This window comes from Pseudomonas sp. HMSC063H08, from assembly GCF_001813645.1.
Lineage (GTDB): Bacteria > Pseudomonadota > Gammaproteobacteria > Pseudomonadales > Pseudomonadaceae > Pseudomonas > Pseudomonas aeruginosa.
This window is the reverse complement of record NZ_KV813525.1, coordinates 1-491: the sequence shown is the minus strand read 5'-3', so window position 1 is coordinate 491 and position 491 is coordinate 1. Positions and strand designations below refer to the sequence as shown.

The 491-nt window shown below is 64.2% G+C and carries 1 protein-coding gene; it reads left to right on the top strand.

Annotated elements, in window-relative coordinates:
* A partial coding sequence (locus HMPREF2924_RS22125; RefSeq protein ID WP_070700651.1) for a phage BR0599 family protein occupies positions 1 to 491 on the top strand: 491 nt, incomplete at both ends.

Here is a 491-nt window from a genome sequence, read left to right as displayed (position 1 = left end):
ATGGGCAGGATCGACGAGGTGAACTGGCCGGCAGACAGCCGCGTGCAGATCAAATGCCGGCTGCTCGGTACCGAGCCGCGCACCTCGATCAGCCTCGCATGGGGCCGTGAGTGTCCGTATACGGTGTTCGATCACAACTGCCGGGCAGACCGCGAGCAATACCGCGTGCCGTTCACAGTCGAGTTGCGTGATGGCAACAGCGTGACGGGGGCCGGCAACGCGATCGGCGGCTACCCCGATGCTTGGTTCCGCGGAGGCTACGTCGAGTGGGACAGCGGCCAGGGAGTGATCGAGCAGCGTGGCATCCAGCAACACACCGGCAACCGCCTGGTCCTGGTCGGTGGCACCTCGCTGTTCGCTCCTGGTACTCGGGCTGTCGCGTTCCCCGGATGTGATCAGCTCATCCAAACCTGCAACGACAAGTTCAACAACACGGCGAACTGCGGTGCAGTGCCATTCCTTCCGGGCAAGTCGCCGTTCGACGGCGATCC